The sequence below is a fragment of the Dietzia sp. DQ11-44 genome, from assembly GCF_014145205.1.
GTDB lineage: Bacteria > Actinomycetota > Actinomycetes > Mycobacteriales > Mycobacteriaceae > Dietzia > Dietzia natronolimnaea.
Map to the genome: position 1 here is coordinate 1 of NZ_JAALEC010000137.1, position 1629 is coordinate 1629.

Consider the following 1629-nt stretch of genomic DNA (forward strand, 5'->3'; position numbering starts at 1 on the left):
GATCTCGGAGATGGCGGTCAGGAGCTGCTCGCGGAAGGCGTCGGGCACGGGGATGTAGCCCTCGTCCTCGAGCTGTGCCTGGACGTCCTCGGCCACCGCGATGTTGAGGAACGACCGGACGGCCGCGGCGGTCTCCGGATCCGCGTACGAGGAGCAGACGATCTCGTAGGTGGGGAGGATGATGGGGTAGGCGCCGGCGGCCTCGGGGACGTAGAACGACGAGGTGTCGATGACGAGGTCGTTGGTGCCCTCGTTCTGGAGCCGCGCCGAGTCGATGGTCACACCCGAGGTCTCGGCGTTGAGCTCGACGCCCTCCGGGTCCGCCGGGGTGATGACCTTGACCATCGAGAGGTCCTGGTTCTTCGCGTACGACCACTCGGTGTACGTGATGGTCCCCGGGGTCTGCCCGATGGCACCCGAGACACCCTCGTTGCCGCGGGCGCCCTCGCCGACACCACCGGTGAAGGTCTTGCCGGCGCCCTGCGTCCACGCACCCTCCGACGCCGCCTCCAGGTACTTCTGGAAGTTGTCGGTCGTGCCGGACTCGTCCGACCGGAAGATCACGGTGATGGGCTCGTCCGGGAGGTCCGTGCCCTCGTTCTCCTCGGCGATCGCCGGGTCGTTCCACGTGGTGATCTCACCGTTGAAGATCTTGGCGAGGGTGGGGCCGGAGAGCTTCAACTCGACGCCGTCGAGGTTGTAGGCCACGGCGATCGGGCCGAAGACGGCGGGGATGTGCCACGCCTCGGAGTCGCACCGCTCCTCGGCCGCCGCGTAGTCGGCATCCTTGAGCGGGGAATCGGATCCACCGAAGTCCGTGATCCCGCCGGTGAACTCGCTCACGCCGGCGCCGGAGCCGTTGGAGTTGTAGTTCAGCGTCTGACCCTCGCAGCTCATGGCGTAGGAGTTGGCGAAGATCGTCATGGCGTTGTTCTGGGCGGAGGAGCCCGACGCGGTCAGGGTCTCCTTGCCCGCGCATTCCGCGTCGGAGACACTCTGCGCCGCGGTGTCACCGCTTCCGGTGTTGTCATCCGAGCAGGCGGCGAGCCCGACCGCCGTGAGGGCGGTGAGGCCGAGAAGAGCACCGGTGCGCTTGAGGTTCACTGAATCTCCTTGGTTCGTCCGGCGGATAGCCCCCCGAACACGTCTTTGGCGACTGCAACACAAAGCCGGGCCGATACCGAGTCCCGACGAGCACAGAACCTAAGGGTCCGATATGAACGGTCTCGCCGGTCGAGATGAACGAGAGATGAACTCAGTGGATGCGTCACGGTTATGACCTCTCGGGGGATTCGTACGGCGCCCCCACCTGGGGTGATCGCCGACCTCCGAGGTCCCCGGACGGGGGTCTCACGCCGAGGCGTAGGTCACATCGCGGTGCTCGACGGTGAATCCGAGCTTCTCGTAGGTCCGGATGGCCGCCGCGTTGTCACCCTCCACGTAGAGGACGACCGACTCCGCGCCCACCGGACCCTCCAGGTGAGCTACCCCCAGCGAGGTGAGCAGCCCTCCGAGCCCGCGCCCCTGGTCGGACGGGTCGACCGCCACGACGTAGACCTCGCCCTCCACGGGGGAACCGGGCTCACTCACCGTCTTGGTCCAGTGGAAGCCCGCGAGCCGGGGCACCGG

At 67.3% G+C, this 1629-nt stretch carries 2 protein-coding genes; both read right to left on the minus strand.

Translation table 11 applies throughout. The features are described 5' to 3' along the window. Window positions 1–1104: phosphate ABC transporter substrate-binding protein PstS (pstS, locus tag G6018_RS04255; RefSeq protein WP_182611017.1), on the minus strand; the 1104-nt coding region annotated here is incomplete at its 3' end. 246 nt (window positions 1105–1350) lie between these two features. Continuing rightward, the coding region (locus tag G6018_RS04260; RefSeq protein WP_182638852.1) for a GNAT family N-acetyltransferase at window positions 1351–1629 on the minus strand (279 nt) is incomplete at its 5' end.